This is a genomic window from Vibrio gallaecicus (assembly GCF_024347495.1).
GTDB lineage: Bacteria > Pseudomonadota > Gammaproteobacteria > Enterobacterales > Vibrionaceae > Vibrio > Vibrio gallaecicus.
This window is the reverse complement of sequence record NZ_AP025490.1, coordinates 2317195-2342627: the sequence shown is the minus strand read 5'-3', so window position 1 is coordinate 2342627 and position 25433 is coordinate 2317195. Positions and strand designations below refer to the sequence as shown.

21 protein-coding genes are annotated in these 25433 nt (G+C 41.6%); 6 read left to right on the top strand and 15 right to left on the bottom strand.

All coding sequences use genetic code 11. The annotated features are described in order from the left end of the window. Positions 1–5: 5 nt before the first annotated feature. The 4 genes from OCU78_RS10015 to OCU78_RS10000 all read right to left on the bottom strand — a co-directional run bounded on the left by OCU78_RS10015 (position 6) and on the right by OCU78_RS10000 (position 3872). Positions 6–1007: a DUF2860 family protein gene (locus tag OCU78_RS10015; RefSeq protein ID WP_137374692.1), complete on the bottom strand. Its 1002-nt coding sequence runs from the start codon at positions 1005–1007 to the stop codon at positions 6–8. 117 nt (positions 1008–1124) lie between these two features. After that, positions 1125–2723: an ATP-binding protein gene (locus OCU78_RS10010; protein ID WP_137374691.1), complete on the bottom strand. Its 1599-nt coding sequence runs from the start codon at positions 2721–2723 to the stop codon at positions 1125–1127. Continuing rightward, the gene (locus OCU78_RS10005; RefSeq protein WP_137374690.1) at positions 2720–3439 is read right to left on the bottom strand and encodes a response regulator transcription factor; all 720 of its coding nucleotides are present in this window, start codon (positions 3437–3439) and stop codon (positions 2720–2722) included. The genes OCU78_RS10010 and OCU78_RS10005 overlap by 4 nt, the downstream gene beginning before the upstream one ends. 181 nt (positions 3440–3620) lie before the next feature. Further along, a complete protein-coding gene (locus OCU78_RS10000; protein ID WP_137374689.1) occupies positions 3621–3872 on the bottom strand; it encodes a YkgJ family cysteine cluster protein in 252 nt (83 codons plus the stop codon). Positions 3873–4016: 144 nt separating this feature from the next. Between OCU78_RS10000 and OCU78_RS09995 the strand changes: the two genes are divergently transcribed. Further along, on the top strand, positions 4017–4457 hold the full coding sequence (locus tag OCU78_RS09995) for a YcgN family cysteine cluster protein (RefSeq protein ID WP_137374688.1): 441 nt from the start codon (positions 4017–4019) through the stop codon (positions 4455–4457). 113 nt (positions 4458–4570) lie between these two features. Here OCU78_RS09995 and OCU78_RS09990 read toward each other — a convergent pair whose 3' ends face one another. The 7 genes from OCU78_RS09990 to gap form a co-directional block, all read right to left on the bottom strand. Next, positions 4571–6457: a BCCT family transporter gene (locus OCU78_RS09990; RefSeq protein ID WP_137374687.1), complete on the bottom strand. Its 1887-nt coding sequence runs from the start codon at positions 6455–6457 to the stop codon at positions 4571–4573. A 145-nt stretch (positions 6458–6602) separates the two neighbouring features. Then, positions 6603–6956 (bottom strand): hypothetical protein, encoded by a 354-nt coding sequence (locus OCU78_RS09985; protein WP_137374686.1) that lies wholly within the window; start codon positions 6954–6956, stop codon positions 6603–6605. A 249-nt stretch (positions 6957–7205) separates the two neighbouring features. Next, a complete protein-coding gene (locus OCU78_RS09980; protein WP_137374685.1) occupies positions 7206–8141 on the bottom strand; it encodes a ChaN family lipoprotein in 936 nt (311 codons plus the stop codon). Positions 8142–8253: 112 nt separating this feature from the next. Next, positions 8254–9096: a 23S rRNA (guanine(745)-N(1))-methyltransferase gene (gene rlmA, locus OCU78_RS09975; protein WP_137374684.1), complete on the bottom strand. Its 843-nt coding sequence runs from the start codon at positions 9094–9096 to the stop codon at positions 8254–8256. A gap of 189 nt (positions 9097–9285) precedes the next feature. Further along, positions 9286–11322, bottom strand: coding sequence for a methyl-accepting chemotaxis protein (locus OCU78_RS09970; RefSeq protein ID WP_137374683.1), 2037 nt, complete (start codon positions 11320–11322; stop codon positions 9286–9288). A gap of 328 nt (positions 11323–11650) precedes the next feature. Next, on the bottom strand, positions 11651–12538 hold the full coding sequence (locus OCU78_RS09965; RefSeq protein ID WP_137374682.1) for a D-hexose-6-phosphate mutarotase: 888 nt from the start codon (positions 12536–12538) through the stop codon (positions 11651–11653). A 230-nt stretch (positions 12539–12768) separates the two neighbouring features. Then, a complete protein-coding gene (gene gap, locus OCU78_RS09960; RefSeq protein WP_137374681.1) occupies positions 12769–13764 on the bottom strand; it encodes a type I glyceraldehyde-3-phosphate dehydrogenase in 996 nt (331 codons plus the stop codon). Positions 13765–14125: 361 nt separating this feature from the next. Here gap and msrB point away from each other — a divergent pair, with 361 nt between their 5' ends. Continuing rightward, positions 14126–14521, top strand: a complete 396-nt coding sequence (gene msrB / locus OCU78_RS09955; protein WP_137374680.1) for a peptide-methionine (R)-S-oxide reductase MsrB — start codon at positions 14126–14128, stop codon at positions 14519–14521. A gap of 40 nt (positions 14522–14561) precedes the next feature. Here the strand turns inward: msrB and OCU78_RS09950 are convergent, their stop codons facing one another. Continuing rightward, entirely contained in the window at positions 14562–15392 is an 831-nt protein-coding gene (locus OCU78_RS09950) for a DUF2989 domain-containing protein (RefSeq protein ID WP_137374679.1), read from the bottom strand. Positions 15393–15495: 103 nt separating this feature from the next. On the opposite strand from OCU78_RS09950, the gene OCU78_RS09945 reads away from it, so the two are divergent. After that, the gene (locus tag OCU78_RS09945; protein ID WP_137374678.1) at positions 15496–15777 is read left to right on the top strand and encodes a YeaC family protein; all 282 of its coding nucleotides are present in this window, start codon (positions 15496–15498) and stop codon (positions 15775–15777) included. Positions 15778–15941: 164 nt separating this feature from the next. Here the strand turns inward: OCU78_RS09945 and ansA are convergent, their stop codons facing one another. Together ansA and sppA are read right to left on the bottom strand one after the other, a co-directional pair. Further along, entirely contained in the window at positions 15942–16958 is a 1017-nt protein-coding gene (gene ansA / locus OCU78_RS09940) for an asparaginase (protein ID WP_137374677.1), read from the bottom strand. A 130-nt stretch (positions 16959–17088) separates the two neighbouring features. Beyond that, on the bottom strand, positions 17089–18939 hold the full coding sequence (gene sppA, locus OCU78_RS09935) for a signal peptide peptidase SppA (protein WP_137374676.1): 1851 nt from the start codon (positions 18937–18939) through the stop codon (positions 17089–17091). A gap of 342 nt (positions 18940–19281) precedes the next feature. Between sppA and OCU78_RS09930 the strand changes: the two genes are divergently transcribed. The 3 genes from OCU78_RS09930 (at position 19282) to OCU78_RS09920 (ending at position 24136) form a co-directional block, all read left to right on the top strand. After that, complete coding sequence (locus OCU78_RS09930) at positions 19282–21291, top strand: NADPH-dependent 2,4-dienoyl-CoA reductase (protein WP_167494067.1); 2010 nt, start codon at positions 19282–19284, stop codon at positions 21289–21291. 219 nt (positions 21292–21510) lie between these two features. After that, positions 21511–22059 (top strand): NAD(P)H nitroreductase, encoded by a 549-nt coding sequence (locus OCU78_RS09925; RefSeq protein WP_137374675.1) that lies wholly within the window; start codon positions 21511–21513, stop codon positions 22057–22059. 103 nt (positions 22060–22162) lie between these two features. Continuing rightward, the gene (locus tag OCU78_RS09920; protein ID WP_137374674.1) at positions 22163–24136 is read left to right on the top strand and encodes a DNA topoisomerase III; all 1974 of its coding nucleotides are present in this window, start codon (positions 22163–22165) and stop codon (positions 24134–24136) included. Here the strand turns inward: OCU78_RS09920 and OCU78_RS09915 are convergent. Further along, a complete protein-coding gene (locus OCU78_RS09915) occupies positions 24133–25134 on the bottom strand; it encodes a DUF3080 domain-containing protein (protein WP_137374673.1) in 1002 nt (333 codons plus the stop codon). The two genes, OCU78_RS09920 and OCU78_RS09915, sit on opposite strands and share 4 nt — an antisense overlap. Between the last annotated feature and the right edge of the window lie 299 nt (positions 25135–25433).

The window sequence follows — 25433 nt, the reverse complement described above, 5'->3', positions numbered from 1 at the left end:
TGAAATTAGAAGTTGTAGCTCATACCGGAGGAGAGAAAGGTGGAGTCGGTATCATAGAATTCGATGTCGGAATCACGTTGTTGGTAGCCCGCCATGACGTGTATCTGGGTATTTTTCCAATTAAAAGGACTGTGGTAGCTATACACAGAAAAGATACCCAATGAGTCGTAATCTTGTTTGAGATCGAATACGGGGTTCTGAGAGTCGAACTCAGCTTGGCTGGTTCTAACTGTGGTAATGAGGTTGTGCCTTGATTTAGAAAATAAGATGGAAAGTTGAGCGCTTAATTCATCAAAACTTTTTGCCTCGCCTTGAGCGTCTCTCATTGTGTAATAGAAAGCAGGGGAAAGGACGAAACTTCGAGCTAGTGGTAAGGTTACTTCTGTTCCAAATCGGTGGTAATCACTCTTTCTGCCTAATAAATTAGCTTCTGCAATCGAAAGCCCCTGAGAAACTCCGATGTTATCGTGGTCAACTTTACTTTGTGCAAAAGCATATTTTATTTTTATAGGTATCAGAACATTTAAATCAAAGGCTACACGTGCACCTCTAACGGTTTGCTCTGTTGAAACTCGCTTTTGACTAGTAAGGTAAGGATCTTGCCATACCTCGTCCATGCTGGGTGCGTTTCCAAATAGTGCGGCTGTGAGAATAGTATTTTTGCTTAGTTTTTGAGAAAGCCCTAATTCGGCTTGGAACTGGGCTTCTGCAATTTGGTCTTCACTGTTCCCTAGAAAGAGTAAAGTATCCCCAAAGCTGTATTGTAATCGCCCTAAAATGAAGGGTAATACTTGCTCTGTTTGTTTACCATTGTTGGTTAGATTAGGCGTAATCGCGTTGTCGTCATGCGTGCTACTTTGTGATTGGCTTTGGCTCACGCCAACATTCAGGCTAATGCTCCCGCTTAAGCCTGGAGTGAAATTATCAGGTTGAGCAAAACAGTTATGGGTAACGAAACTACACATTGAACTGAGTAAAAGAGTGTTGAGACGAGTGAAGATCTTCATGTTAATTCCCTATAAGTGACTAATCTAAAGCCACGTAAAATTAACATTCACACTAGTTATAAGTCGTTGGTGTTTTATAGACGGTTTGTGTCCAAGTTGGTCACATTACTCGAACTATCATTTGGGTTGCCTATTTAAACTCGTTGGCCAAGAGAGTACAAAGCACGCGCCTTGAGAAGCCGATGTATCTACTGTTGCAGACCCATTATGCCAATTCATGATTTGTTTAACGATAGCTAACCCCAATCCATGCCCTTTATCACTCCCCCGTTCTTGGTTTTCAAGCTGAGAAAAAGGTTCGAATATGTACTTTGATTGTTCGACGGGCACACCACAACCATCGTCTTCAATAATAATTTTATATTGTTGCTCTTCGATCTTAAAAGAAACGTTTATCTCTGATTGAGCAAAACGACTCGCGTTCGTGAGCAGGTTTTTAATGGCTCTCATTAGTCCTTTATTATCAATGAATAGAGATCGTTCTTTAAGGTCAGGTGAGCAATAAAAACGTGTTTCTAGTTCAGGGTGTTCCAGCTTAAATTGCTCGATCTCATCAAGTAATTGCTCGGCAAAACAACATTCAGAAAAATGGCTAATATCGGCTACTCGGGTATAACGAGAGAGGAGAAGGTTTTGATTAATGAGATGATCTAGATCTTCAATGCTCGAATGAACAGTTTTTCGATATTTTTCTTTTTGTTCCTCTGCTATTTGGTCGTCTTCTATCATTTCTAACGCAAATCGAAGCCGATAAAGTGGTGTTCTTAAGTCATGTGCCACCGCATTTGTGAGTTCACGTTGGCTGGCGATCAGCTTTTCAATGTTGTCAGCCATCTTATTAAATGAATCACTAAGTTGAGATATCACAGACATTTTGGTGGTGCTTGCTCGTTTAGAAAGTAAACCTTGACCGAAGTCGTTTGCTGTCTTCACTAGCCGTTTTAAATCACGCCATAATGGGTATACCCACATCACCATCGCAATCGAAATGAAGAACACAAAGAAGGCACAGACCGTTGCAATAAGTTTTATCTGCGTAAGGTGAGAGAGATCATCTTCTATATGAAGCCAAACATTGTCTATAACAGGGGCAAGCAATTCAATCTGCCCATTAGTACTGGTATAGCTGATGATTTTCCTAGGTTTATTCGTGAGAGCTTCTTTCGCTTCTGGTGGGAGTTTATCGTCTTTTTTTAAGCTGATCCTAAATGGAATCTGAGTGTTCGTGTTTTCAATAATCTGCACCCATTGGCTTTGTGGGTGGTTGCGTAAATCTTCAGCTGCTAGAAATAGCGTTCCTTTAGCTTGGTTTAGCACTGCCAACTCTGTTGATTCGTTGAGGGCGAAATAAATGACTTGATCACTTTTGCCTACTCTTTGGACCAATGCCATTGGGTCGCCGAATAAGAAGGTAATTTCCCCACCTTGAATAGCATCGTAAGATTGTCTATTCGATTGGTATGTACTCATAGGTTGCAGTTTTAAAGGGTAGCCAAAATGAGTCTCATATTTTTTTATCACAGGTTGCCATTTATCCTGCGGATAGTTCGAGAGCTTTTCTGTGAGCATCTCGAAGTTAACGGTGTAGACTTTCTTGTAAAAACCTTCAGAGAAATATTCAGTTACGTGCTGTACTGGATTAATTGCCGTAGGAAATAGTAGTAATGCTATAGGGATAAAGACGGCAAGCCAAAGAATTGAAAATGCTCTAATCATACCGATGCCTCAAATGTGGTGGCGCATAACTGGTATCCAACTCCTCGAATGGTTTTAATGAGGTCTGGTTCGTTCGGGTCATCATTGAGCGTGCGGCGTAAACGTGAAATTCGCCTGTCGATAGAACGATCGAGCCCGTCGTATTCAAACCCCCGAATATGCTGAGCAATATCATCACGAGAGACAACTTGCCCTACGTTCTGAGCCAGTAAGTAAAGAAGTTCAAACTCTGATGTGGTGAGTTTTACAGGTTGCTGGTTTAAAGTGACAGCACGGTGCTGTAAGTTGATAGCAAGAGGTCCAAACTGTAATTGGTCTTTGTCGTTATCGAGTGTGTTCCTATCATGGCGACGAAGCAGGGCTCTAATTCTTGATAGCAAAAGACGGGGTTTTATCTTTTTCACAATATAGTCATCGGCACCAAGTTCCAGCCCCATGACTTGGTCTATGTCATCATCGAGTGCTGTTTGCATTAAGATCATACCGTGATAATTCGAACGAATAGAGCGACACACAACCATTCCACTTTGCCCTGGTAGCATGATGTCGAGAATGACTAAGTCCGGTTGTTTTGACAGAATCTCGTTCACAGCGGTAATGCCATCACTGACAATCTCGATGGTAAATTCATAGTTTTGTAGAAAATCTTGAATTAACTCTGCGAGTTCTAAGTCATCTTCTACAAGAATGATATTGAATGGATTTGATGAGTTCATGTGTTAGAGGATCTAATGAATAGTACATGAACTATAACTTAATCAAATGATGTGCAGTGTGACCATTTGTGACGTGAAGGCGAAGATGTGACGAGATTTATAAAATCATTATGTTTTAGATAAAACTAGAGCCGTAGAGTGGAATACGACTCTGTTATTAAAGTTTGGTTATGTTTCATGACTACTGAGTGCAGGTTTCTAAGTCAGTGATGATAGTGATAGCTTCGAGTGAGCTAGTACCGCATACCCATTCAGCTGCTTTAAAGTCATGGCACACAGGAGGGCGCTCGGGTTTGCCAAATAATTTGCAAAGATTATCGGTATTAAGTTGTTTGCAGCGTTCTCCGGCTTGTTTTCCATTAGGGTGCAAAGGGAAGCTACTACTGATACTTGGGGCGATACAGCAAGCGCCACAACCTAGACGACAATCCATCACTTGACTCATTTATTAATAAAGGTGCGCGATAGTAGCAAAAAATACTCAAGCAAGCAGTAATGATGAGTGATTTTTATCCTTGAACTTTGTATGGGCTAGCGGTATAACACGCATCCCAGTAAAAGAGTAAGAAGTAATCCAATGAGTAATCCATTTTGGCAAGAAAAAACACTAGATAAAATGACGGAACAAGAGTGGGAATCACTGTGTGACGGATGCGGTAAGTGTTGTCTGCATAAACTTATGGATGAAGATAGCGATGACGTTTATTACACCAATGTTGCTTGTAGTTGGTTGAATGACAAAACTTGCTCTTGCAAAGACTACCCGAATCGATTTACTTCAGGTGAAGAGTGTTTGAAATTAACACGCGATAAAATTGATGAATTTCATTGGCTACCTGACACTTGTGCTTACCGTTTATTATCAGAAAACAACCCAATTCCTGAATGGCATCCGTTGATCACTGGCTCTAAATCAGCCATGCATGCTGCTGGTGAAAGTGTGCGTAATAAAGTGGTGTATGAAATTGATGTTGTAGATTGGGAAGACCACATTCTTAATCATCCAAATCGTGCTTAATTTCACATTCGATATTAGAATGTATAAAGACAAAGAAACAAAAAAAGGCTCACAGATGTGAGCCTTTGTTATTTAAGAGTGTATCCAATTGACTTGGACTGTTATGGCTAAGGTTAAACCGGAGACAGAGCTGCTACCACCTGGTTAAACTCGATTCGAGCGTTCTGAGCTTGATCAGATAACTCAATTTTATTTTCTTGCGCAGCTGTCAAATTGCTTTCTGCAAGTTCTAATTCTTGTTGCAGTTCTAAAGGAAGTTCGTGAACTTGAACGTCTTCACTCTGTTCCAAAACATAAGAGCGGATTTTTTTCTTGATAGCTGTTAGTTGTTGGTACGCTTCACGTTCATTTTCTGCGGCTTCTTGCGCCAAATCTCTAACCTTCTCGAATTTAGCGAGAGCCATCCCTTCTGAAGACCAAGGATCCATGTCTGGCAGTTCTTCAATATTGATCGTAGGTTCAATGTAATCTTCTTGATGGCGTAAATCTAAGCTGGTTGCACGTACGGCTGAGATCATTAGCATTACCGAGATAACAAGCAGCGGTAACCCACCAACAATGGCGGCAGTTTGCAATGTGCTTAATCCACCTAAGAACATCAACACTGTTGGTAAGAATGAAAGTGTGAATGCCCAGAACATACGGTTCCAACGCATAGGCTCTTCGGTAACGTTATTCTGTACAACAGAAGCCAAAATGTAAGAGATAGAGTCAAAAGTTGTCGCGGTAAAAATAATACAAAGCACGGTAAATACAGCAATAACTAAAGTGCTCATCGGTAATTCTCCCAACATAGAGAAAATTGCCTTAGTTGCCCCTTCATTATTTAAAATACTGACTACATCTAACTGGCCTGAAAGTTGTAATGAAAGACCGTAGTTACCCAAAATCATAAAGAATAGAAAACAGCCTAGAGAACCAAAGAAAATCGAACCTGAGACCATTTGTTTGATTGTTCTTCCGCGAGATATGCGTGCTACAAATAAGCCCATACTAGGTGCAAATACTAGCCACCATGCCCAATAGAAAATAGTCCAATCTTGTGGAAAGTGAGTGTTTTCAAAGGTGCCATAGCCACCAAATGGTTCTGCCCATGTTGCCATGACGAAGAAGTTAGAGAGTAATCGGCCGATAGAATCTAACCCGGTTTCGAGCATGAAAATTGTAGGTCCGGCAACCAGAACAAACGTCAGTAATCCCATGGCACCCCAGAAATTAATATTGCTGAGGATTTTTATGCCTTTCTCTAAACCCGCGTAAGAGGAATAAGCAAAAATACCAGTACAAACCAGCAAAACTAATGCTTGAGTTAAGGTATTTTGTGGCATACCAAAGAGGGCATTCAAACCTTCGCTGATCAGTGGAGCTGCAAGGCCTAAAGTTGTTGCGGCTCCGCCTAGTAATCCAAATATGAAGAAAACATCGACCAGTTTACCAATGCCGCCTTTACTGCGTTTTTCTCCTAGAACTGGCATTAGCGCACTTGAAACTTTCAATACTGGCTGCTTACGAACATAAAAGAAGTATGCGATAGGTATTGCAGGGATTAGGTAGATAGACCAAGCAATTGGACCCCAGTGGAACAGACCATAAGTCGCGGCCCAACGAACGGCTTCTTCACTTCCTGGTTCTAATTGAAATGGTGGTGATTGATAATAGTAGGCCCACTCAATGCAGCCCCAGTAAAGAATACTGGCTCCAATACCCCCACAAAATAGCATTGCAGCCCATGAAGCTGTGGCAAATTCTGGTTGTTCATCTGGTTCACCCAGTTTGATTTGTCCCATATCACTGAAAACAACGTAAACCATAAAAGCACAAGCGGATAAGCCTAATGCTAGGTAAAGAAAACCGAGTTTGTCAGTCATGAAAATTTTAGCGACGGCAATCCATTCTGCGCCCTGAGTTGGGAACATAATTAGTGGAAAGACGATCGTGAGCAGGAGTGCAATAGCACCAAAAAATGTTGGCTTATCAATAAGCGAGAATGAGTTTTTCACGAGTTTTATTCCATAAGTACGATCCTAGAAGTATCTCGTGAACGTATTGTAGGGAACAAATCGACTATTTTATCAAGACGATAAAAATTTCATCAGGAGGTGATGTTTGATGTGATGGGTATATGTGTATGGTGATGCACAAATACTACAGTATCGCGAGTAATATCCCGCCAACTGTTGCCGCAGCGGACAGGTATTGCCCTGCTGAATAAGAGCCATCATCTTCTTCTTCAATTTTATCCGGGTGATCCATCCCCAGAGCTCCATGAGCAAAAGATTCAACTTTGTCCCCAACAGACTCGTTAGCCGCTTTATCTACTTTGGCTTCCTTATCTATTTCTTGTAGTGCAGCCAGAAGTGCCTTCCCTTCTTCAGAAAGGGTAACTTTATTCTGTTCAACCTTTATTGGAGACGCTTCAGAAGCTGCATTGGTTGTGCTTTGCGCTTTCAATTGTTGTGGCGAATATACTTGAGTCGTACTCGATCCTACAGGTGTCATGTGGCTCTCCCTTTACATGCCCTACAAAGTGTATCGGCTAGCGAGTGAAAAACTTGTGTAAATTTTCAGCTTTGTGATTGTTTTTTACTCAAGCAATTCTCGTGCCGATACATCTATAGCTATTCGGGTTACAGCAGTAATTCAAGTTAAAGTAACTGGCTCGAGTTAAAGGAACTAGTTCAAGTTAAAGGAATTACTCCAGAGCTAAAGGAGCTAGCCCAAAGTTAAGGAACAAAGCCCAGCTTAGAATCAATTACATGACAGACCTTTACTGCGTCCAGCCAGCTTTTTATATGCCAGCATCCGATTTTCTGGCTTAACAAAGCGAGTTGGTGGATCAAGAACCTGTAATTGATAGTCTACAGAGTCCATTGTTAGTTCAGACACAGGTGTAATGACGATCACCTTTAAGTCTGGAGACCTCTTCAAGATCGATGCAGCAGTACCAAGCCCACCTTCAGTATGAAACTTACCCGCTATATGAACAATAGACTTATCTGGGTTACTGGATAGGTAGTTAACAATTGATTCAGCCATAGTTTCATCCCATGCTATCTGCGCAGCGTATTGTTTCTCCGTTTGCTCTGGAGAACCATGATGCAGCGATGCCATAAATTTATCTTTATATGGGCTACCTGAGGTATCAATGTCTTTTGCTAAGAAAGCTCGCTCTTGATCATCTAATGAATCTAAGTATCCAAGACCTTGGCGCCCTATACATTGAACCACTGGTTTAGGGGCGTTAGAGGCGATAATGTCTAGACGGTTTGCTTTTGCTAGTTCAACCAGTGGGCGGTAATCACTTTCGTAATTTGGCCAGGCCGCAGCTTTGGACATTAATGTTTGTTCGCCAATCTCTCCTACTAGGTAGGCATTCAAAATCCCTTGGTGGTTTCGAGTGAATTGCTCCATAGAGACAGCAATATTCGGATTGTTGTTTGAAAGAGACTTTAGTAAATCAGTTTGGAAGCGATGTACACCTGAATGAGTGTGCCATTCGCCTATAAGGATTACATCCGCTTGACTTAGCTCGTCAGGAAGTTGGTTGAGTGAAATAGCCTGACCTGATGGGCTTGCGAGTTGGTAATCATAATAGGTTAAAACAGCTTGAGAATCTCTATCCGAGGGTTGGCTTGCACAAGCAGTAAGTAAAACAGTTGTGATGAGAAGAATAATACGTTGCATAAAAATGCCTCCTTGATGAACGAGCATACTAAAGGAGGCAAGGTTTTTATTCAATGCAAATGATAACTAATATCACCAAGGGTTAGATGATACTTTTGATATCGGCAGCAAGTTAGACTTTGCGATACACCCTTAGCATGAAATCGGCTTCACACTTGAATTGCTCAGAAGCCATCAGCTGTTGTTTGAACTGCTCTGTTGCTTTCCACGCAAAAGGTGTCATCTGTAATAAATCAAATGCCTCTGAACCGGTTAGATCCATCATATAGTTTAGTTGTTCTTGGTGGGAAAGCTCAAAACCAGCAATCTTTTCTGCAGTTTCATCATGCATTCTTACACCATCATAGATTTCATCTCGTAGCTGATATAAATGTCGACCAGCAGGTGTGACGGTGATGACAACGCCATCATCTACAATGGTTCGATGTAGCTCTTCAGCTTTACACGGTGCATAAATGCGAAGTACTGCACCTAAGCTTTTATCTGAAAAAGGAAGGCGGTGACTTGAAGCTACAGAAAATGAGCATGAATCATAGCGTTTTGCCGCATATTTAATGGCCACCTTTGAAATGTCCAAGCCGTAAGTTTGAGCGATTTCCTGTTGGCTTTCTGATGCTTCTTGAGGTTTATTTATTAACTGTAAGGCGACTTCGTTTGTGTAATAGCCTTCGCCACAGCCTATGTCGAGTAACGTAGGAGTCGATTGAGATAAGTGTTGGGTACACAGTTTCGCCACAGCTTGACGCATAGGATCGTAATGTCCGCCTTCAAGAAAGCGACGGCGAGCTTGCATCATCTCTTTGTTATCACCTGGATCTTTTGAACGTTTATGGTGAGCTGGCATTAAATTTACGTAGCCTTCTTTAGCCAAATCAAACTGGTGATTCTTATCACATGAAAAAGTACGCTCTTTTTGAGAAAGAGGCTGGTGGCATAAAGGGCATTGATAAGTCATTACGAACTCGAACTAGAAATTTTAAGTCGAAAATTTTAACAGGAAGCTGATCGGTTCGCTAGCGTAACAAAAGAGTGGGGGATGAATATAGAGCCAACGGATCGCTGGCTCTAAGGATTGATTTATAGACTTTATGTTTCCCTAAAGCCATCTTTATCTACAGCTATCTTTGCCTAAGGCAATGAATGTCTAGTTAAAGAAATCGACTTGATGTTTAAGTGACTCTGCTTGTTTTTTCAGTTCATCGGCACTTTGTGAAGTTTTAGCACTTGTGGCACGACTTTGCTGATTCAAATCACTGATTGAGTGCGCGTTAGATGCAATCTCTTGGGACACTTGTGCTTGCTCTTCAGATGTTGCAGCAATCGTTTCGGCTTGTGCTGCAATCGATTGAACCTGAGAGGCAATGGATTCAAGAGCGGATCCAGCACCTTGTGCTTTATCGAGCACTTGATTGGCGTTCTCTTGGCTTTGTGTCATCAAACTTACGGCATTACTTGTTGATGCTTTGAGTTTTTCGATGATACTTACTACGTCTTTAACCGATGTTTGAGTTCGGTGAGCGAGTGTCCTTACTTCATCAGCAACCACGGCAAAACCACGACCTTGTTCGCCAGCTCGGGCTGCTTCAATCGCGGCATTGAGTGCAAGTAAGTTAGTTTGTTCAGCAATGTCATCAATCATCTTGGTAACGGTTTGTATGCTTTCACTGTCTGAACTCACTTGTTCAATTGCAGAAGCAGACTTATCTAGTTGGTCGTTGAGTTGTGCAACATCAATACAAACACCTTCGACAACCTCTAAGCCTTGTTGGCTATCGTCGTTAGCTAAGCGCACATTGTCTGCAATCGTACCGACTTGCTGTGCGACAGATTCTGCAGACGTTGCCATCTCTTCGATTGCAGTTACAACTTGTTCAACCTGTTCTTGTTGGCGATCTGACTGAGTTAAGTTATGGCTTGCATCTTGAGAGACACTGCTAGAACCTACCTGTACTTGATCACTGGTGTCTCGTATTTCCCCAACCAGCGTATTTAGCTGAGTAGCCATTGCCGCTACTCCATTGTTTAAATTGCTGATTTCATTTTTGGTCTGCTGACCGGAATGAGGAATTTTAAGGCTGACTTCCCCTTTTCCTAAACGCATCATATAACCATTAAGGGTGGTCAATGGCGTTAGAGTTCTGTTTAAGAATACCGTTAGGACAACAATCGTTGAAATTGCAATTAAGGTTGCGATAAATGCGATGAGTTTTAGTAATTCGTCGCTGCCTTTGGTCACCTCTTTGATGAAGGTTCCACCAAGCAACTTCCAATTCCAGCCCGGTACCTCTGTATACACGAGGTATTTCTCACCAACAGTATTTTGATAGGCAAATGGGTATCGGATTAATCCTGAAGCCTGTTCAAATAGTTGATAGAAAGGCTTATTTCCTTCGTAATCTGCAACATCAATAATGGACTTTTTACCATCAGCGTTAGTTGGGTGTAGAAGATATTTACCTTGGTTGTCTTTATCATTATCGACAATAATCGTGTAGCCAGTTTCACCCCAAGAAACAGATCGCAAAGAATCAAATAGACTCTGTGTTGCATCTTCTACAGGCAAACCAATGAAAGAAATGCCATTAACCTTACCGTTCGCGCTGACCAAAGGAGAGTAATAAGTAATGTATCTTTGGCCAAATAAAGTCACCTGGGCGTAATAAGGCTGCCCGTTCTTGATTTTGTTATAGCCAGGGTGACTTTTACCTAATGAAGCGCCAACAACTCGATTGCCAGATGGATCTTTTAGGGATGTAGATACTCGAATAAAGTCGTCACCAAAAGGGGCAAATAAAGTGGCTACAGCACCTGTATCACGAGTAAAGCTGTCTACAAGCTTCGTATCATTAATTAAGCTTTCCCCATACTGAGTCATATTTAGAATGTTGTGACCATTAAATTCAACTTCGTAGTCTTCAACATAAATACCAGCTAAGTATCCATTTCGGAATGTCGATTCTAAAACCTTTGAAGTATGTAAATAGGCATCAAACTGACCTGATATGGTTTTCGCCATTGCTTCTACTTTGGATTGGTGCTCTCTAAGCGTGTTATCCAGTAATACTTGGGATGCGTTTCGATATACGAGTGTGGCTATGGAACCAAATGCGACAAGCAAACAAAGCAAAATAACCAATTTGAGTTGGAAGCCAACGCTTTGATTTTTGTATTTTTTGAACATGAACTAACTATCCTGTATTCATAGAGGTGTAGCGGGTTGGTTTATAGATCATTCTCTATCATATTTTTTATAATACAAACTTATAAAACAGCATTGATTGATAATAATTAATGATTTAGTCATTAATTAGAAAACACTAACAATATAAGAAAGAGAAACTAGGAAGAAAATTTCCCAATGAACGAGATTTGTTCAATAGATATGAGTCTAGGCGGGTATTTTCGAATAAGAAAGTAAATGCAGCCCTAAAGCTGCATTATATTCCGACGCTTAAATCGTTATCGAGGTTATTGATTAAGCAAGGAGTTATCTATAAATAGTGCAAGCTTTATGCTTGAGCAGAGATCCTTGTAACTAGCTGGTGGCTTTCACCTGGTGACAGTTCTTTGCCGGTCTCAATGCTTGGAGCGTGCAAAGTGGATTCAACACAAAGCATGGTGAGGTAACCGTCGTCTTGCATATCACCCATACTTGCAGCACCTTCTACCCATGGGTTCCAAAGTACAGCGGAATTATGTCCTTTGTTGTGAACGGTGATAGTGCGGTTTAGCACTTCATCTTTAACTAAAATGTTCTCTTCAGGTTGAGTGTAAACACGATCAATCGAATCAGTTAAGACTAAGCTTGGTTCACCTTGGCAAACTTTAGCGTCTTGCAATCCATCAATGTATTCAGGCCCCATACCTGTTGTCACTGTTTTGTGAATATCACCAACGTTTAGATAAGTGTGTAGAGCTCCAGAGAATAGCCATGCCTTATTATCTGTGTTTTTAACATCAAGAGTGATCACTAACTCTTCTGATATTTCGACGTTCAAACGAGCTTCAAATTGATGTGGCCAAATAGCTAATGTTTCTTCATTAGGTTCAAGTCCAAGGCTCACAATGACACCATTTTCACTTTCACGATGTTCAACAATTCGCCATTGACTAGATCGTGCAAAACCGTGTGCAGGTGCGGCTACTCGACCAAACCAAGGCCAACAAACTGGTACGCCACCACGTAAAGCTGCTTTACCATCAAAGTTAGCTTGTTGGCTCATCCAAATTAGGTCTTCTTGATCAGTAGGCTTAAAAGATACAACGTGACCACCATGTAATGAGATAGCAGCCGTTGCTTTGTCATGAATAACTCTGACAAGTTTTACGCCATCTTTTTCAACAATAGTAATGTTGTCAGAAAGAACACTTAAAGCCGGTAAGTTTGATAAATTCATTACGATACCCTCATGGATAAATAAGATTCAGATATTGGCTTACGTTAAGCTGTCTAGGGAGGTTTCTTCCTATCTATCGTGACAATATTTGAATCTTATTTAGAGTTTTAGACGTTAAACTCAAATTTTGGATACAAAAAAGGCGACTCAAGAGTCGCCTTTTAATATCTATTGTCTCAAGACAAGTACTGCTAATTGCGACTAACCGAAGTTAGTTCACTAAGTAATAATTACTTAGAGATGTGAGCAACTAGGTCAAGAACTTTGTTTGAGTAACCGATTTCGTTGTCGTACCAAGATACAACTTTAACGAATTTGTCAGTTAGTGCAACACCAGCTTTAGCATCGAATACTGAAGTTTGAACTTCACCGATGAAATCTTGTGATACAACTTGGTCTTCAGTGTAACCTAGAACACCTTTAAGCTCGCCTTCAGATGCTTCTTTCATAGCAGCACAGATTGCTTCGTAAGATGCAGCAGTTTTTAGGTTAACTGTTAGGTCAACTACAGAAACGTTAGCAGTTGGTACGCGGAAAGCCATACCAGTTAGAAGGCCGTTTAGTTCTGGAAGAACTACGCCTACAGCTTTTGCAGCACCAGTAGAAGATGGGATGATGTTTTGAGAAGCACCACGGCCACCGCGCCAGTCTTTAGCAGAAGGACCATCTACAGTTTTTTGAGTTGCTGTAGTAGCGTGAACTGTAGTCATAAGACCAGATTCGATACCGAACTTGTCGTTAAGAACTTTAGCTACAGGCGCTAGACAGTTAGTAGTACAAGAAGCGTTAGAAACGATGTCTTGACCAGCGTAAGTTGAATCGTTTACGCCCATAACGAACATTGGAGTTGCGTCTTTAGAAGGACCAGTAAGAACAACTTTCTTAGCACCAGCAGTGATGTGCTTACGTGCAGTCTCGTCAGTTAGGAAAAGACCAGTTGCTTCAGCAACTACGTCTACTTCGATAGCATCCCACTTAAGATCTTCTGGGTTACGCTCAGCTGTAACACGTACAGTTTTACCGTTAACGATTAGGTTACCGCCTTCAACTTCAACAGTACCGTTGAAACGGCCGTGAGTTGAGTCGTACTTAAGCATGTAAGCCATGTATTCAACATCGATAAGGTCGTTGATACCAACAACTTCGATGTCATTGCGCTCTTGCGCTGCACGGAATACGAAACGACCGATACGGCCAAAACCATTAATACCTACTTTGATAGTCATTGTAGTTGCTCCACAACTTAATTTCTGATTAAAGATAACTGGTAGTAAAATTACAGAATCCAGTATACATCTGCAATAGATAATCCGTCTTAACTTGTTTAAAGTCAAAAAAAAGCGACGCTTTTCTTAACAATTACATGTAAACGATTGAAATTTGACCGATGCAGGTGGTTCTGTGTGCTTCCAGTTGGGTAAAATACCTCTAAATGACGATTCACTTATGAGTGTATATGTACAATGTATCTCGGGAAGGAAGTATGTGCTACAAAACGAGATAGATGCAAGTTTTTATAGAAAAAAGTAAATATAATAAGAGTTAATGTAGAGAGATATTAACGTGAAAAACGTGAGAGGAAATACGATGAAGCCTGATGAATACTGGCGTGAACGCCTTACTGATAGTGAGTTTGAAGTGTGCAGATTGCGCGGTACTGAGGCTCCGTACACAGGAAAGTTACTGCATAATCATGAAACTGGCATTTATAGTTGCACGTGTTGTAGTGCTTCGCTCTTTTTGTCTGACAATAAATATGATTCGGGGTGCGGCTGGCCAAGCTTCGACGCTCCTATTAATGATACATCAGTACGTTATATTGAAGATCTAAGTCACGGTATGAAGCGTATTGAGATTAGATGTGCAGCATGCGATAGCCATCTAGGTCACGTTTTTCCTGATGGACCACAAACAACAGGTGAAAGGTTTTGTGTAAACTCAGTGTCGTTAATTTTCAACAAAAATGAAAAAAGCGGTGAATAAGTCACCGCTCTTGTTTGATTTTTTCAAAAATGTATAAATATTAGCTTTGCTTATCCCATTTGGTTGGAACAAGTGAAGCTTTAAACATCCCTTCTTGAATCGCGTCTTCTATTATGTCCGCGATATCGTTCAATTCTTGGTACTTCTCAGCATTAAAGCGATACATCACTGAAAGTTCTGCCTGTGATGCAATGGGTACTTCAAACCGTTTCGCCACCATTGCCCACATATATGCCTTTTCTAAATTACCAAGACGGTGGTTAACACTGGCGAGAGATTTGAATATTTCAGTATTGACCTTTTTTCCATTAGAGAGAACCAATGCATTCTTTAATAGTGCAATGGTTTTTGGGTAATCCCGCGTAGTATAAAAGGTTGCCAGCGCATACTGCATCTCTGCTGTGTTTAATGCTTTAGTGCCTTCAAGCTGAAGAAAGCTACGTCTTGCATCAGTATTACCTGTTTGAGACCAAAGGAAATACAAGGTTTCAGGCTCTTTCGAATCTGATAACTCATCGACAATACGGTCAAGCTCACCAATACTGTGCATCAAAGCAGAGAATCGGCGCTGTTTTAAAGCGGATTGATCGATAGGTTCAAGCTGAGAAGCAAGCTCGAGACATTTTCTATAGGCGGCAACTAATGTGTATTCTTTTACTTTGTGAGCATCTGTCGGCTGCTTTAAAACTTCAAATCGGTGCCATATTAAATCGGTTCGAGGAATGCGGCATTGCCCGTCGTTCATGTTGAGCTCTGAACATTGCAAACCTTCATGGCTTTCACAAAGTTGATCGGTATTTTTATTACCTTCTAGACACCCAGATAAAATCACAGGCGCTACGGCTAAGCTTAGCCATTTTAAAATTCTCATAATCCTTCACTTGTGATCAAATACACTTATTTATTAGCTTCTTCTTGACTCAAATTACCCAGAGGTTACTTTCTGGTGAATAATGTAACGAAAAAGGCATTCCATGAATTCAGAACAACTCCTGAGCGCGATGACGCCAGATGTATACGAACGTTTAACTTATGCCGTTGAAACCGGGAAGTGGCCTGAAGGCACTGTGCTTTCACAAGAACAGCGTGATTCATGTATGCAAGCTGTCATGCTTTACCAGTCTAAGCATAATGTAGATGCTCAGCATATGACAGTGGCAGCAGGTGGTGATATTAGCTTTAAGTCAAAGTCTGAACTAAAAAAGCAATTTCATGCTGAGCAGCAAGATATCGTTAGAGTGAATCCAAACGATTAATATCTGTTTCTTCGGTCTATTTTATATATGCACATTGCGATCTATATAATTTAGAGGAAAGACAGTGGTTTTTATGTAAAAAGGCTGGTTATTCATGATAACCTGCCTTTTATCTTGAGCAAGAAAATGACTTAGAGCTTTATGTCATTCACTTTGTAGGCTCTTTATAAGCTCATTTCGCCACGTAATACTTGTTGCATTTGAGCTTTCACTTCTTCGTAGCTTAAGTTTTGGCTCAACAGGTAATGTAACTTAGCCAGTGCCGCTTCTGGTGTCATATCGTAGCCACTGACAACACCTGATTCCGCTAGTGCACAACCCGTCGCGTAGCCACCCATATTGACTTTACCCGCCAAACACTGAGTTAGGTTCACCACAATAACACCTCGCTCTGAAGCATCTTTTAAGTGCCGAAGTAGTTCTTGATTTTGTGGGGCATTACCCACACCAAAAGTAAGCAAGATCATTGCGTTTACGGGTTGAAGTAAGGTGTTGCGAATCACTTCATGTGAGATGCCTGGATACATGGTTATTACACCAATTGGCTGTGGTGTGATGTTATGTACTCGGAATTCTCCTTCAGGCTTTTGATCCACCACCACATTATTACCTAGTTGGATATTAATACCCGCTTCAAGTAATGGTGAAAGGTTTGGTGACGTAAAAGCGTTAAACCCATCGGCATGAGATTTAGTACTGCGGTTTCCTCGCATCAATTTATTATTGAAGAATAATGTCACTTCATTGATTGGGTAATTCGCGGCAAGGTGCAAAGCATTAAGCAGATTCGCTTGTCCATCTGAACGTAATTCAGCAAGTGGAATTTGAGAGCCCGTGACGATAACTGGCTTACCGAGGTTTTCTAGCATGAAAGAAAGCGCAGAAGCGGTATATGCCATGGTGTCTGTGCCATGCAAGATAACGAAGCCGTCGTAATTATCGTAGTTTTTACGAATATCATCAGCAATAGTTTGCCAGTCTAACGGCGTCATATCTGAAGAGTCCATCAATGGTGAGTATTCATGAATGGTGTACTCAGGCATTTCAGAACGATGAAATTCAGGCATGCTTGCCAGTTGTTTATCCATAAAGCCAGCGACAGGTACATAGCCATGGTCGTCAGATTTTTGCATACCGATAGTGCCGCCAGTATAGGCGATGTAGATATGTTTTCTTGGCATAGTGATAATTACTTAGTGTTATATGGGGAACAGGGCGGCGATTATAGCGAATTATGATGTAATAAAAAGAGGTACCTCACACAGAGGTACCTCTCGTCATAACTTATATTGAATGAAAGAAGAGTCGCGCTTATTGAACTTGGCAGTTTAAGCAGAAAGCATAACGTCCTTGAGGATCGTTAAAGCTGTCTAATAGTTGACTATCTTGCACTAATTGTTGGGTAACTGGCTGTAAACTGCTAGGAACCAGAGATTGTATATCAAGCCCAATAGAGACTTTAACTTGGTTCATGAACTCTTGGATGAATTGCTGGGTTGGAGATAACGGCTCTTCTACCCAGTAGATATTGTAGTTTTCTAGTTCTGCAAGTTCAGCTGCAATACTAATCGCATCATCAAAATCGCCCATTTTATCTACGAGTCCGAATTGAAGTGCGTCTTGACCGGTCCAAACTCGGCCTTGGGCAACCTTATCAACTTCCGCCAGTTCAATCCCACGGTTGTCACTGACTAGGCTAATAAAGCGGTGGTAGCCATTTTCAATGCCCATTTGGAAAGCATCTTTAGCACCATCTGAAAGCCCCGTTGTCACTCCTAGACCTGAGAAAGGAGATGTGCCAACACCATCGGTGTACACGCCTAAGTTATTTAAGCCTTTCTCAAATGTAGTAATAACGCTAAAGATACCAATAGAGCCAGTCAAGGTAGTCGGTTGAGCGACGATTTGATCCGCACCCATAGAGATCCAGTAACCACCAGAAGCGGCTAGGCTCGACATAGAAACTACAACGGGTTTACCGGTAGCGCGAATCGCATCAATTTCATTGCGAATCACTTCAGATGCAAAAGCACTTCCACCAGGGCTGTCTACACGCAATACCACCGCTTTTACTTTGTCGTCGTTACGAGCTTGGCGAAGCAAAGAAGCGGTAGTGTCACCACCAACTGTGCCACGTGGTTGGCGACCATCCATAATCGCGCCACTCGCCACTACAACTGCAACATCACTTTCTGCTGTGTCCATTTTAGGCAGCATAGTCGTTTGATATTCATAGTAACCAAATGCGTTATAGCTATCTTCCCCGTCACTGCCGAAAACGTCTGCTAGTTCAAGTCTAACTTGTTGACGAGTTGATAGTTGATCGACAAGCCCCAGTTTTTTTGCAAGATCAGCAATATTACCATCTACTGATTTTAGATCTTCGAGGAAAGAATCCATGCTTGGGTTGAGAGTGTCCGCGGATATTTGGCGGTTATTGGCAACATCATCGACATATGCTCCCCATAATTGACCTAACCAACGAGAAGCTGATTGCTTCGCTTCATCTGACATATCGTCACGGATGAAAGGTTCGATGGCTGATTTATAAGTGCCAACTCGGAATACGTGTGTGTTCACGTCCAGTTTTTCTAAGAACGTTTTATAGAAAAGGGAGTAAGCACTGTAGCCTTTTAGCATCACCCCACCATCAGGTGACATGAAGATTTTTGTCGCATAACTGGCTAAATAATATTGGCTTTGATTATAGAAATCGCCAACCGCATAGATAGGCTTACCAGAGGCTTTAAACTCATTTAATGCCTTCGCTATATAGCGCAGCTTTGTCAGGTTTGTCTCCGGTAATTCACGCAAGGCAAGCACAATACCAGTGATGTTATCGTCGTCTTTTGCATAACGAATGGTTTCAACGATATCAAAAAGCACATTCTCTTTAGGTAAGTCTTGACCAAAGATAGAGCCAGTAAAAGAGTCGACAGGGTTCATGTAGCGACTTTGTTCGACAATGGGACCTGAAAGGTTAAGTACTAGAGCAGATTGTTGCTGAACCGTTGGCTGCGTCGGGGTTGAGTAAAAATACACAAAATAAATCAGTGCAATACTCAGTAAAAAGAAAATGTTAGCTAACGCTAAACGAATAAAAGTGATGAGCTTCCATATTCCTTTGAAGATCATGCTAATAAATTTGAATATTTTTTTCATTCTGTCTCCACAGCAAGATTACGGCTTTATTGATTCGGCTATACAGGTAATCTTAATAATATTAACTGCTTAATATCCTACGTTAATTCTATCAACCAAACTATCTTTCATCGAGTATTCGCTGGTCAATACAGGTAATTGATATAAATTCTCAGTTAAGTAACACAATTTAACAACTCATTAAGTGTAGGTTGCTTAACGTAACGTGGTGATTTTTAGCGTTCTTATCGGCGTTCATTTAGCTGCGCATTATGATCGGTGTTACATAATTGTAAACAGGTGTTTGATATTTTGGTTTTTGGGTAATATTCTGGTCTGACCACAAAGATAATAAAATAAGTGATGTCTGCCATGTACCCACATTTGCTCGAACCATTAGATCTCGGATTCACTCAATTACGTAATCGCGTATTGATGGGATCAATGCATACCGGATTAGAAGAAAATAAAGAAGGTTTGCATAAACTCGCCGCTTTTTATGAAGAAAGAGCAAGAGGTGGTGTAGGGCTTATCGTTACGGGAGGCTTCTCCCCGAACTTACGAGGCAGGCTTCACCCATTCAGTGCGGAGTTTAGTAAACCTAAGCACGCCAAAGCTCATAAAGTTGTGACTGATGCTGTACATAAGCATGATGGGAAAATCGCACTACAGATCTTACACGCTGGTCGTTATGCGATGCATCCCTTTGCTCAAAGTGCTTCTGGTATTAAAGCGCCGATAGCCAAGTTTGCTCCTAGTGAAATGAGCCCTCGTCAAATTAGAAAAACGATTGATGCTTTTGCAAACAGTGCTGAACTGGCACAACTTGCGGGCTATGACGGCGTGGAAATCATGGGTTCAGAGGGTTACTTGATTAACCAATTCATCTGTAAGCGAACCAATATGCGTTACGACGAATGGGGGGGCTCTTATGAAAAGCGCATGCGTTTCCCTCTTGAAATCGTAAAAACAATCCGTGAGGCCGTAGGGCAAGATTTCATCATCATCTTCCGATTATCGATGCTTGATTTGGTTGAACAAGGCAGCACTTTTGATGATGTTGTATTGCTGGCTAAAAAATTAGAAGAAGCGGGCGTTACGATTATTAATACTGGTATTGGCTGGCATGAAGCACGCGTGCCTACAATTGCCACTCAAGTTCCTAGAAGTGCTTTCTCTTGGGTAACGGAGAAAGTGAAACCGCATGTCTCGATTCCGGTGGTGACTTGTAACCGAATTAATACACCAGAAGATGCAGAAAGAATTTTGAGTTCTGGGCAAGCTGATATGGTGTCAATGGCGCGGCCATTCCTAGCCGATCCAGATTTCGTTAACAAAGCAGCCCAAGATCAAGCTAAATTCATCAACACCTGTATTGGTTGTAACCAAGCTTGTCTTGATAATGTGTTCAAGGGGAAAAGAGCCAGTTGTCTTGTGAACCCTAGAGCATGTTATGAAACAGAAATTGTGGTTCAACCTGCGGTGACGAAGAAAAAAGTAGCGGTTGTGGGGGCGGGTCCTGCAGGGCTTGCTTGTGCGACGACCCTTGCACAACGTGGACACGACGTTGACCTACTAGAGAAAAATGACCGTATCGGCGGTCAATTCAGATTAGCTATGCAAATCCCTGGGAAAGAAGAGTTTAGAGAAACGATTCGTTATTTTGCTAATCAAATTGACGCATCAGGGGTCAATCTTAAATTAGACACGGAAGCCACATTCGAAATGCTGCTTAAATACGACGAAGTCGTGATGGCAGCAGGGGTTGAGCCAAGAAAGCTAGATATTGAAGGTATTGAACAAAGCAATGTTGTTGATTACCAAACGCTCATTCGTGAAAAAACAACTTTAGGCGATAAAGTGGCAATAGTTGGAGCGGGTGGTATTGGTGTGGATGTCGCGACAATGCTAACGGAACCTGCTTCTCATAGCCTGGATGACTGGTTACACGAGTGGGGTATTGATAAAAATATGGAACACTCTGGGGGGCTGTACCCTTACCCAGACTCTCTCAGTGAGAAAACCGTTTGGGTGATGCAGCGTAAGGCTGGTCGCGTAGGTAAAGGTCCTGGTAAAACAACGGGGTGGATTCATAAACGTACGCTTGAAAAACGCGGTGTGAATCTATTAGGCGGTGTGAGTTACCAAAAAATTGATGATCAAGGGCTGCATATTGAAATCAATAAGAAACAGCAAGTGCTAGACGCTGATTCGGTGGTTGTTTGTGCAGGGCAAGTGTCTGTTCGTCCATTTGAAGATATGTGGCAAGAATTTGGTGGCAAACTGCACGTGATAGGCGGTGCTGATTATGCGGGTGAACTGGATGCTGTGCGTGCGATTCGCCAAGGTGTTGAGCTAGCAATCAAGCTGTAGAGCGGGTTATCAAGCTTTAGAATTTCGTTAAATGTTCTTGCTAAACGAGCTTGAAGTGGAAAAGTAAATAAGGCTCCTAAGTCATAGGCTTAGGAGCCTTTGTTGTTTCCACTACCGTTTAAAATAATGCTTCAAATGGACAGATGTTGAGATTTATTATCGTTTGTAATCTGTGCTACAGTTCAACTATACAAACAATAAAATTAGTAAGGACTTCAAATGGATGCTTTGGATCTATTGCTCAACAGACGCTCAATCGCAAAACTCTCTGATCCGGCACCTGAAGGTGTTGCGTTAGAAAATATTATCAAAGCCGGTTTACGAGCTCCTGACCATGGTGCGCTAACGCCATGGCGCTTTGTGATTGCACAAGGTACAGGTCTACAAAAGCTTTCCGATATTTTAGTTCGAGCAGCAGAAGCGGACGAAAGTGAAGAAGCGGTCATTGACAAAGTAAAGAAAGCGCCGTTTCGAGCACCTATGGTTATCACTGTCATCGCAAAAGTGACTGAACACGACAAAGTGCCTGCATTCGAGCAACATTTGTCTGCGGGTTGCGCTGCACAAGCAATGCAAATGGCCGCAGTCGCGCAAGGTTTCCAAGGTTTTTGGCGTTCAGGCAAGTGGATGTTCCACCCAGAGGTTCATCAAGCATTTGGTCTAGAAGGTGACGACGAAATCGTTGGTTTCTTATATCTAGGTACACCGGGTTGCACACCTATGAAAGTCCCGGAAAGAGAGTTTTCTAAATTTGTTGAGTTCCTATAATCCGATACGGACTTTTATAGCTGTACAAATAAACAGTTTTCCTTGATTTATTAGAGCTACATTAGATAATGTGGCTCTAATTATTTATAGCTATTGGAAAACTATGTCTCGTCTTATCATCGCCGAAAAACCAAGCTTAGGGCGTGCAATTGCGGCAGCATTACCTAACCCACAAAAGAAAGACCAAGGTTTTATTCGTTGTGGTAATGGCGATATCGTTACGTGGTGTATTGGTCACTTATTAGAGCAAGTTGAACCCGATAGTTATGATGAACGCTATAAAAAGTGGAACTTAGCCGATTTACCGATTGTTCCGGAGCAATGGCAGCTTCGTCCAAGAAAAACATCCAGTAAACAGCTCACAGTAATCAGAAAGCTACTCAAAGAAGCCACTCAAATTGTTCATGCTGGCGATCCTGATAGAGAAGGGCAATTGCTCGTAGATGAAGTCATTGATTACTGCAAGGTTTCTAAAACCAAAAAAGAAGCGATGCAGCGTTTGCTTGTCAGCGACTTAAACTTACCCGCGGTTAAACGAGCATTAAATCAAATGCGCAGTAACCGAGAATTTATCCCACTTTCTATCTCCGCTCTTGCACGCTCTCGTGCGGATTGGTTATACGGAATGAATATGACGCGCGCCTATACCTTATTAGGTCAAAAAGCGGGTTACCAAGGTGTGTTGTCGGTAGGTCGAGTGCAAACGCCAGTGTTAGGTTTGGTGGTTCGCAGAGATGAAGAAATAGAAAACTTTGTTTCGAAAGACTACTTCACTTTGCATGCACTAATTCCATACCAACCAACGGATGGTGGCCAAAGCGGTCAGTCATTTGATATTCGAGCTCGCTGGAAACCAAGCGAGGCATGCAAACCTTGGCAAGATGAAGAAGGGCGCGTGCTTAATCGTAAATTGGTTGAAAATGCGGCTAATCGCATTGCGAATCAACCTGCGACCGTTTTTGAGTCTGAGCAAAAACAAACCAAACAATCTGCTCCTTTACCTTATTCTTTATCTGCTTTACAAATTGATGCTGCCAAGCGTTTTGGTATGAGTGCGCAGCAAGTCTTAGATACCTGTCAGTCTTTATATGAGAAACACAAACTCATTACTTATCCGCGTTCAGACAGTCGCTATCTCCCTAAAGATCATTACTCTCAAAGAGAATCTGTTGTTGACGCTATTGCGAATAACGCTAAAGAGCTGTCCAGTGGTGCTCAAGGGGCTGACTTATCTCTTAAATCGAAAGCTTGGAATGACAGTAAAGTCGATGCGCACCATGCGATTATCCCTACGCCTAAAAAATCATCGGTTAATGGCTTGTCAGCGAATGAAATGAAAATTTACCAACAAATTGCTAGGCAGTATTTAATGCAATTCTACCCACATGCGGTTTTTGCTGATGCGAAGTTAGTCTTTGATATTGCTGGTGGTGTTTTTACTGCAAAAGGACGCCAGCTTGTAAGCCCTGGCTGGAAAGTGCTTATGGGTAAAAGTGATACAGCGGAGAAAGAAGAAGGAGTTGATACGGTTCCACCTCTAGCGAAAGGGACAGTGCTAACTTGCCGTGAAGGGTTAATCAGCGATAAAAAAACAGAACCACCGAAGCATTTTACTGAAGCGACTTTATTACAAGCAATGACTGGTATTGCTAGATTTGTTGCAGATAAAGATCTTAAAGCAATACTAAAAGAGACCGATGGCTTAGGCACGGAAGCAACACGAGCAGGGATTTTGGATACTTTATTTAAGAGGCAACTCCTAACTCGTCAAGGAAAAAGTATCCATAGTAGCCCTGCAGGTCGAGGGCTAATTAATGCATTGCCGACTGATTCAACATACCCAGATATGACCGCTCACTGGGAGCATCAACTGCAAGGCATGGCTGAACGAAATCAAGCCTACCAGCCATTTATGCAGGCGCTTGAAGGAAAGGTCGATGGTTTGATGGCGCTAGTCAAAACGGGCGAAGTGCCGGAATCATTGCGTCATTTACCTAAAGTGGAAAGACCCGCCTTCAAGCGTAGAAAAGGTGGAACACGTAAAAAAACAACTGCAAGAAAATCGACCAAAGGCTAGCCTAGCTTTTTACCGCAACGTTGGAAAAGCTGCTGCCAATATTTTACGTGATCTAATATGGCTAGCCTAAACCTCTGGTGGTTATATCTAATCGGGAAATGATATTGATGGATTGAAAGCGTCTGAGAGAAAAGGGTTAGGCTTGGAGAAAGTGTTTGGTAATAGCTATCAAGGTGAGCCATATAGGGTTGCACTTTTTCTATGTATTGCTGTTCAAATACGTTATTTAGATATCGAAATTGGGTTTGGTCACGCTGTTTTCCACAAGTGATCTTATGGTCATTTTGTTCTAGTTGGGTCGTGATTAAAGCCAGCTGAAATGCTGCATTGGCTAAAGAGTAATTCAAATCCCCTATAATAGGGTTTCTTTCCAAAACCTCTTGTACGTCTACAGTTTTGGTTTGGGTTGATGGTGTGTGTATAGCGCTATTGAGAAAAGTAAGTGCATCGCTGACTTGTCCTACCCGAACATCAACATCTTCATTTATCCAACCTTTAAATCTAAGCTGACTTTGCATTGCTTGGCTTGTATACAGCAGGTTCCATTTGTGTATTTTAAGCTGAGCATCTTTCTTTTTCTTAATTTCAACGAGCTGCTGAACGACGCTATCATCTAACTTGGTGACGTTGTTGGTTGCTAAGCACGACTCTAAACCCTCAATTAAAGCGACTTGGTAGTCAAAATTACGAAACTCATCGGCGACTTTTCCAAGTACCGAGTTTCTTTCTGCTATGAGATTAAATAGACCACACTGGCGCAGTTGGTAACTGTCTAACAGGCTTATCGATATTTCAGGAGGGCTAATGAAGAGCTCACGTTTACGTGGCAAGGGTGAAGCTTCGAATTCACGAGTTAGCTGACTTACATCTTGAACACGAGCGATACGTTCGTGGTAGTCGTTAAAAACATCGCCAGGAGATGCTTGTTTGCACCCTGATATCAAGACGAAGATCAGGGATAGAAATAACGAAGATAGTGGCTTGCGAGTGGTCGGCATATGTTAAGTGTAGCGAAGTTTATCAAGTCGATTCAAGATCTGGCTAATACACTTAACTTTTATACACTGAATTCTCATACCCAACATTTAAGCTACATTGTTCACCGATATCAGAAAATCGATAGCCAGCCAACTTAACATCATAAAGCTTATAAAAGCACCGAGTGCCGCTAAGGTACCTGCAAGTATACCTAAGAAGAATGAGTAGTTAAGATTCATAAAAATCCAAATAATTATATTGATTGATAATTATTATCATTTAATTAAGTTGAATCCAAGCTTTATCCTGATACCATTTT